Raw genomic sequence first — 6,111 nt, forward strand, 5'->3', positions numbered from 1 at the left:
TCGTTTATTCTTCGGCCATCGGTAATGGCCAGCCGCCGAGACGCTTCCAGCGGTTGACGATTTCGCAGAACAGCTGGGCGGTTTGTTCGGTATCGTATAGCGCGGAGTGCGCCTGGGTACCATCAAACGCCATCCCTGCGGCAATACAGGCTTTCGACAGCACCGTTTGCCCCAGCGCCAGGCCGCTCAGGGCCGCGGTATCAAAGGTGACGAACGGGTGGAACGGATTACGTTTCAGCCCTGCGCGCTCTGCCGCCGCCATGGTAAAGCTGTGATCGAACGTGGCGTTATGCGCAACCATGATCGCGCGGCTGCAGTCGCTCTCTTTCATCCCTTTACGGACCATTTTGAAAATCGCGTGCAGCGCATCGTATTCGCTCACCGCGCCGCGTTCGGGGTCGTGGGGGTTAATACCGTTAAAAGCCAGGGCTTCGGGCTGCAGGTTGGCGCCCTCAAAAGGTTCAACATGAAAATGCAGCGTTTCGTCCGGCATCAGCCAGCCTTCTTCATCCATTTTCAACGTAATAGCGGCGATCTCCAGCAGGGCGTCGGTTTTGGCATTAAATCCGGCGGTTTCAACATCGATTACCACAGGATAAAAACCGCGAAAACGGTCGCACAGACCATTAAGTTGAACGTTCTCGGACATCAGATTCTCTTAGCTGGAAAAAAGTAGCGCGCATTATGGCAAATTTTGCCGCGCCTTGCAGCAGGCAGGGGGATAAAACAGCGGGCACCGCGGGTGCCCGAGCAGATTAATTGCCGAGGCCTTTACCGGCGTCTTTCTCTTCGATCAGTTCGATTTTATAACCATCCGGATCTTCGACGAAGGCGATAACGGTGGTACCGCCTTTCACCGGACCGGCTTCACGCGTCACGTTGCCGCCGTTTTGGCGAATACGCTCGCAGGCTTCCGCCGCGTTTTCAACGCTCAGCGCGATATGGCCATAAGCGCTGCCGAGATCGTACTTATCAACGCCCCAGTTGTAGGTCAGCTCAATCACGGCGGTATCGCTCTCTTCGCCGTAACCCACGAATGCCAGCGAGTATTTATACTCCGTGTTTTCGCTGGTGCGCAGCAGTTTCATGCCCAGCACGTTGGTGTAAAACTCAATCGAACGTTGCAGGTCGCCAACGCGCAGCATGGTGTGAAGTAAGCGCATAATGTCCCCTATGCAGTTTATGTTGATACAGCAGAGCGTTGAGTATAGCGGCGATAACCCGCCGCTATCAATGGAGGGATTACAGGGTCGGGTAATCGGTATAGCCTTCCGCGCCGCCGCCGTAGAAGCTTTCCGGACGCTGTGGATTCAGAGCGGCCTTTTTCTGCAGGCGCGCGACCAGATCCGGGTTGGCAATGTAGTCGCGACCGAAGGCCACGGCATCGATCAGGCCTTTACCGATCAGATCGTTTGCCTTTTCGACCGTGTAGGCGCCAGCGCCGATAATGGCGCCGGGGAAACGGTCGCGCACTTTCTGACGGAACTCATCGCTGTACGGCTGGCCGCCGGCCCAGTCCGGCTCGGACATGTGCAGGTAAGCGATGCCGCGTTTGGCCAGCTCTTCGATCAGATAGAGCGCGTCGGCCTCTTCATTCGCACCGTTATCGACGTTCTGGAAGCTGCCAATAGGCGAAACGCGAATACCGATACGGTCGGCGCTCCACTCTTTACTTGCCGCATCAACCACTTCCAGCACCAGGCGCGCGCGGTTTTCCACGCTGCCGCCGTACTGGTCAGTACGGTGGTTGGAAGAGGGGGAAAGGAACTGGTGCAGCAGGTAGCCGTGCGCGGAGTGCAGTTCGACAAGATCAAAACCGGCATCGCGGGCGTTGCCTACCGCCTGACGGAAATCATCAACGATCCCCGGGATCTCATCGGTGTTGAGCGCGCGCGGCATCGAGGTGTCGACGCGAATAGCATGGCCGTTTTCATCGCGCAGCGAGGTACGGGTACCCGCACTAATGGCCGACGGCGCCACCGGGGCGGCGCCGCCAGGCTGGATGCCGCTGTGCGAAATGCGCCCGGTGTGCCACAGCTGAACGGCAATACGCCCGTTTTCGGCGTGTACGCCGGCGGTGATTTTTTTCCACGCGGCAATCTGTTCCGGGCTGTGCAGACCAGGCGCGCCCGCGTAGCCTTTAGCCTGAGCGGAGATCTGGGTGGCTTCGGAAATAATCAGGCCGGAGCTGGCGCGCTGACGGTAGTATTCACCCATTAGCGGGGTAGGGATATCGCCCGGTTCAATGCTGCGCAGACGCGTCAGCGGAGCCATAAATACGCGGTTGGGCGCGGTTACCGCACCTACTTTCAACGGGGTAAACAACTTTGATTCTGACATAATGACTCCTGAGTAGACCGGTCGTCTTGAAACTGATGAAATAAAAACGCCTGTTAAACGCCAGGCGCAGCAATAATATTTTTAGCGTGGGCAAGGGCGCTTTCCAGCGGCGTTGCGCTACGCGTAATCTTGGCCTGCAGATTCGCCCCCAGCCACAGGGAGTAGAGCACCTGGGAAAGGGTGAACGCGTCGCCGTCAAACTCAAGGCTGCCTTCCTGACGGCCTTTCTCCAGCGCATCGCCCAGCAGGATAATGATTTGGCTGGCGCCTTTATCCATCGCGGCGCGCATATCTTCCGACAGATCGCAGACCTCCGCCGACAGCTTCACCGTCAGACAGCCGCTAATAATGCCCTGCTGGCAAAATTGCGTCAGCGTATGCTGATAATAGGCCAAAAGGCGATCGCGGTAGTTTCCCTGACCGTGGTCAAAATGCTCCACCAGGCGCTGAAGGTATCCGGCGTAATGATGCTCGAGCAGCGCAACGCCAAAGGCTTCTTTTGAGCGAAAGTAGTGATAGAAAGAGCCTTTCGGCACTTCCGCTGTTTTCAGCAGTTCACTCAGCCCCATGCCGGTAAATCCCCGATGCATGCAGAGCTGCTCGCCGGTGACCAGGATATGTTCGCGGGTGTTGCATTCACTGTGCTTGTTCATAGCGCTCACTGTAATAGACCGATTGGTCTAATGCAAGTCATAATTAAAAATGCCGCCTGGCGCAGAGGGCGATGAACAAAATTTGCGTACGGCGAATGAAACGTCTTCAATAAAGAAAGAGATGAGCGGCAGGAGAGGCGAAGTGGCTGAACAACTGGAGTTCTTCCCGGTGCAAAGTCCGTGTCGGGGGATTTGTCAGTCTGATGAACGTGGCTACTGCCGGGGGTGCATGCGCAGCCGCGACGAGCGTTTCAACTGGCAGAAAATGAGCGATGCGCAAAAGCAGGAGGTTCTGCGTCTGTGTCGCCAGCGGCGGCTGCGCAAATTACGCGCGGCTAAGCAGGATAGTGCGGAAGAACCGCAGCAACCCTCACTGTTTTAAGCATAAAATTGCGTATACTCAGGGCACATTTTTGTTGAGGAAGCTGTTATGGTTCAGCGTATTGCTATGGCTCCGCAGGGGCCGGAATTTTCTCGTTTTGTGATGGGCTACTGGCGTTTGATGGACTGGAATATGTCCGCGAAAGCGCTGGTGAGCTTTGTTGAGCAACACCTGGATCTGGGCGTCACCACTATCGATCACGCCGATATTTACGGCGACTATCGCTGTGAGGCGGCGTTTGGCGAAGCGCTAAAGCTGGCTCCGCATCTGCGCAGCCGGATGGAAATTGTCACCAAATGCGGGATAGCCACTAAAGCGCGGGCGGAAAACACCATCGGCCACTATATTACCGACCGCGACCATATCGTTCTCAGCGCCGAACAGTCGCTGCGTAATCTGGCAACCGACCATCTTGATCTGCTGCTAATCCATCGTCCGGACCCGCTGATGGATGCGGATGAAGTCGCGGAGGCGTTCCTTGCCCTCCACCATAGCGGCAAAGTTCGCCACTTCGGCGTATCTAACTTTACTCCCGCCCAGTTTACCCTGCTGCAGTCGCGCCTCCCGTTTACGCTCGCGACCAACCAGGTGGAAATTTCCCCGGTCCATCAGCCGCTGCTGCTGGACGGTACGCTGGATCAGCTTCAGCAGCTGCGTATCCGGCCGATGGCTTGGTCCTGCCTCGGCGGCGGACGTTTATTTAACGATGACAGCTTCCAGCCGCTGCGCGATGAGCTGGCGCGCGTTGCTCAGGAGCTAAATGCGGAGAGCATTGAGCAGGTGGTGTACGCCTGGATCCTGCGTCTGCCATCGCAGCCGTTGCCGATCATCGGCTCAGGCAAAATCGAGCGCGTGCGCTCCGCGGTGGTTGCTGAAAAGCTAAACATGAGCCGCCAGCAGTGGTTCCGCATTCGTAAAGCGGCGTTAGGCTACGACGTTCCGTAGACACCGACACCTCAGCAATGGCCTACACTTAGTAGCGATAGAGCCATTAAGGAGGTGTTATGCAACGATGTATTCTCGCCATACTTACCCTGGCCGCGTGCGCAGGCGCGCAGGCGGCCAGTGAAAGCGTCGATATCAATCTTGTTACCAGCCAGAGCGTCGGTCAGGCTATCGGTAGCGTTAAAATCAGCGAAACCGAGAAAGGTCTGGAGTTTACGCCAGACCTGAAGGCGCTGCCTCCCGGCGAGCACGGCTTCCATATCCACGCCAACGGCAGCTGCCAGCCCGCGATTAAAGAGGGCAAAGCCGTCGCCGCTGGCGCAGCCGGCGGGCACTACGATCCGCAAAAAACCGGAAAGCATGAAGGTCCTGACGGCGCCGGGCATCTCGGCGATCTGCCATTCCTGGTGGTCAACAACGACGGTAAAGCCACCCAGCCGGTAGTGGCACCGCGTTTAAAAACGCTGGATGAGGTGAAAGGCAAGGCGCTGATGATTCACGTGGGGGGCGATAATATGTCCGACAGCCCGCAGCCCCTCGGTGGAGGCGGCGAGCGGTTTGCCTGCGGCGTGATTAAGTAGTTCTTTCCGTCAGGGTTCCGGCAATCGGCGCCTGCTCCAGCTGCGACAGCGCGCACCATAGCCGCCAGATAACCGCCGCCAGCTCTTTGGCCGCCGGCTGGTGGTGGTGATTAAGCGCGTCGCAGATGCGCTGCAGCTCCTGGAGCGTAGAGGCGAGCGGGCGCTGCTGTACCCCGCGCTCGCTCATTACATCCCGCAGCAGGCTGATACATAAATCACGCACCTGCGATAGCGGGTCGGAACGGGTTTCCCACTCGCGCAGCTGCCACACCACGTGGGAACAGTTGAGCAACACCACGCCCCAGCGCAGCAGCCAGCGGCGCGCCAGCGCATCCTGGCTATTGCTGAGCTGGCTAATATGGTGGTAAACCAGCGATTCAAATTCGTGCTCGCTGTGCTGCGGGCGGCGGCTGAGCTGGTCAACAAAGTGACGCCGTAACGCACGGATATGGCGGCGGCTTTTACGCGCGTCCGAACCCGGGCTGATAATGGCGAACGCCAGCCAGGCGAGGCCTACGCCAATGATTTTCCCCAGATTATCGTTAAGAAACGACGCGTAGTCGTAGACCGGCGGGTTGGTGACCGAAATAAACGACCCCATAAAGACAATCAGCTGACCCCATAGTCCGGCGAGCTTAGGCATCTGTAGCTTCAGCAGCTGCATGGTCGTCAGCAGCGGAAACAGGAACAACAGAAACTGCCATAAATCGGTGATCTGCACCATCAGGCCAAACTTCACAACAAAGCTAAAGAGCGAAAGCAGGATCAGGGTGCGCATCAACAGCGTTAAGGACTTAAACGGTGAAGGAGAGACCGAATAGAGGACGCAGCAGATAGCCGCCAGGGTCAGAGCTGCGGCGCAGGCCTGCCACTGGGTGCTAATTCCCCATGCGCCGACCATTACCAGCGCGCAGAAAGTGCGAACGCCGTTCCACAAGGCTTCGGCCTGGTCGGTATGGCGGGCCAGCGCTGGCGCGGAAGGCACGTTAAATTCAGTCACCGCGGTGGCGTTTTCGATGCGCGTGAGCCAGCGGCTGCTCACCAGGTAGAGACGACAAAAGTAGCGCAGACGCTTCCAGAAGGCGATATGCCGGTAATCAGCATCCGCGGGCGGCGCCAGCGGGGCGATGATGCGGGCGACGCTCAAGGCATCGGCGTTTGTATACGCTAATTCGTTAAGCAGTGACTCCAGAATCTCGCGGGTGCGGGC

At 57.8% G+C, this 6,111-nt stretch carries 8 protein-coding genes; 3 read left to right on the forward strand and 5 right to left on the reverse strand.

Going from position 1 to position 6,111, the window contains the following annotated elements:
• Positions 1 to 4: 4 nt before the first annotated feature.
• From rnt to CMQ96_RS26760, 4 genes are all read right to left on the reverse strand, one after another.
• A complete protein-coding gene (gene rnt, locus CMQ96_RS26745) occupies positions 5 to 649 on the reverse strand; it encodes a ribonuclease T (RefSeq protein WP_024357969.1) in 645 nt (214 codons plus the stop codon).
• A 106-nt stretch (positions 650 to 755) separates the two neighbouring features.
• Complete coding sequence (gene gloA / locus CMQ96_RS26750; protein WP_004119471.1) at positions 756 to 1,163, reverse strand: lactoylglutathione lyase; 408 nt, start codon at positions 1,161 to 1,163, stop codon at positions 756 to 758.
• 79 nt (positions 1,164 to 1,242) lie between these two features.
• A complete protein-coding gene (locus CMQ96_RS26755; RefSeq protein WP_098067578.1) occupies positions 1,243 to 2,340 on the reverse strand; it encodes an alkene reductase in 1,098 nt (365 codons plus the stop codon).
• 53 nt (positions 2,341 to 2,393) lie between these two features.
• The gene (locus tag CMQ96_RS26760) at positions 2,394 to 2,993 is read right to left on the reverse strand and encodes a TetR/AcrR family transcriptional regulator (RefSeq protein ID WP_024357971.1); all 600 of its coding nucleotides are present in this window, start codon (positions 2,991 to 2,993) and stop codon (positions 2,394 to 2,396) included.
• Between the two features lie 121 nt (positions 2,994 to 3,114).
• Between CMQ96_RS26760 and CMQ96_RS26765 the strand changes: the two genes are divergently transcribed.
• Genes CMQ96_RS26765 through sodC form a run of 3 tightly spaced genes read left to right on the forward strand, consistent with a single transcriptional unit; the run spans position 3,115 to position 4,901 of the window.
• Complete coding sequence (locus CMQ96_RS26765) at positions 3,115 to 3,375, forward strand: DUF1289 domain-containing protein (RefSeq protein ID WP_155551950.1); 261 nt, start codon at positions 3,115 to 3,117, stop codon at positions 3,373 to 3,375.
• A 48-nt stretch (positions 3,376 to 3,423) separates the two neighbouring features.
• On the forward strand, positions 3,424 to 4,320 hold the full coding sequence (locus CMQ96_RS26770) for an aldo/keto reductase family oxidoreductase (RefSeq protein ID WP_049130936.1): 897 nt from the start codon (positions 3,424 to 3,426) through the stop codon (positions 4,318 to 4,320).
• 59 nt (positions 4,321 to 4,379) lie between these two features.
• Positions 4,380 to 4,901, forward strand: coding sequence for a superoxide dismutase [Cu-Zn] SodC (gene sodC, locus CMQ96_RS26775; protein ID WP_049085879.1), 522 nt, complete (start codon positions 4,380 to 4,382; stop codon positions 4,899 to 4,901).
• On the opposite strand, the gene CMQ96_RS26780 is transcribed toward sodC, so the two are convergent.
• A partial coding sequence (locus tag CMQ96_RS26780; RefSeq protein WP_141522410.1) for an FUSC family protein occupies positions 4,894 to 6,111 on the reverse strand: 1,218 nt, incomplete at its 5' end. The genes sodC and CMQ96_RS26780 overlap by 8 nt on opposite strands.

The sequence above is a fragment of the Klebsiella sp. MBT K-1 genome, from assembly GCF_002556465.1.
GTDB lineage: Bacteria > Pseudomonadota > Gammaproteobacteria > Enterobacterales > Enterobacteriaceae > Klebsiella > Klebsiella grimontii.

Bases quoted from the DNA above. Each gene is read 5' to 3' on its own strand.
- CMQ96_RS26770 (WP_049130936.1), top strand. From the start codon at position 3,424: ATGGTTCAGCGTATTGCTATGGCTCCGCAGGGGCCGGAATTTTCTCGT.
- CMQ96_RS26765 (WP_155551950.1), top strand. From the start codon at position 3,115: ATGAGCGGCAGGAGAGGCGAAGTGGCTGAACAACTGGAGTTCTTCCCG.
- rnt (WP_024357969.1), bottom strand. From the start codon at position 649: ATGTCCGAGAACGTTCAACTTAATGGTCTGTGCGACCGTTTTCGCGGT.
- gloA (WP_004119471.1), bottom strand. From the start codon at position 1,163: ATGCGCTTACTTCACACCATGCTGCGCGTTGGCGACCTGCAACGTTCG.
- CMQ96_RS26755 (WP_098067578.1), bottom strand. From the start codon at position 2,340: ATGTCAGAATCAAAGTTGTTTACCCCGTTGAAAGTAGGTGCGGTAACC.
- CMQ96_RS26760 (WP_024357971.1), bottom strand. From the start codon at position 2,993: ATGAACAAGCACAGTGAATGCAACACCCGCGAACATATCCTGGTCACC.
- sodC (WP_049085879.1), top strand. From the start codon at position 4,380: ATGCAACGATGTATTCTCGCCATACTTACCCTGGCCGCGTGCGCAGGC.